Source organism: Ochrobactrum sp. SFR4 (assembly GCF_019730395.1).
GTDB lineage: Bacteria > Pseudomonadota > Alphaproteobacteria > Rhizobiales > Rhizobiaceae > Pseudochrobactrum.
Map to the genome: position 1 here is coordinate 1 of NZ_JAAPBB010000624.1, position 293 is coordinate 293.

At 49.5% G+C, this 293-nt stretch carries 1 protein-coding gene; it reads right to left on the minus strand.

Annotation, left to right across the window (positions count from 1 at the left end; all coding sequences use genetic code 11):
• A partial coding sequence (locus HBA93_RS20545; RefSeq protein ID WP_221724507.1) for an autotransporter-associated beta strand repeat-containing protein occupies positions 1–275 on the minus strand: 275 nt, incomplete at its 3' end.
• Positions 276–293: the final 18 nt, after the last annotated feature.

The window sequence follows — 293 nt, forward strand, 5'->3', positions numbered from 1 at the left end:
TTGTCTGCAAAAATCGCACTGCCCGGAGAAATCTTGCCACCTTTTGCCAGGATTACATCGCCAACAGAGCCGCTGCCGGACAATTGGCCTGTCTGCGAGACATGGCTTTCCGATGTAATACTTCCCTGCACTTCCAGACCGCCGCCAACAATGTTGGTTGGTCCCTGATAAGTGTTTTGACCGCTAAGAATGAGAATACCATCGCCACGCTTGGTGAGATCACCTATGCCGGAAATGGAGTTTGACCAGATTGAAGAATAACCTTGTGTAGCCACATCAAAAACACCAGCGTA